A 218-nucleotide genomic window follows, 5' to 3' on the forward strand; every position below is an offset into this window, starting at 1 on the left:
GTATCTGCAAAAGATAAATCGACTGGTAAAGAGCAGAAGATCACAATCCAAGCTTCAGGTGGTCTAACAGACGAAGAAATCGAAGCAATGGTACAAGAAGCTGAAGCAAACAAAGACGCGGACAAAAAGTTCGAAGAGTTAGTAACAGCACGTAACCAAGCGGATCAAATGATCCACGGTACGAAGAAACAAATCGAAGAAGCAGGCGATGCACTTCC

Annotated in this window: 1 protein-coding gene; it reads left to right on the top strand. The window is 43.6% G+C overall.

Going from position 1 to position 218, the window contains the following annotated elements; translation table 11 throughout:
- Positions 1 to 218, top strand: a 218-nt coding sequence (locus PVK63_RS19980; protein WP_274440992.1) for an Hsp70 family protein, incomplete at both ends; no start/stop codon positions are given.

The organism is Aliivibrio sp. S2TY2, assembly GCF_028765525.1.
Taxonomy (GTDB): Bacteria; Pseudomonadota; Gammaproteobacteria; order Enterobacterales; family Vibrionaceae; genus Aliivibrio; species Aliivibrio finisterrensis_A.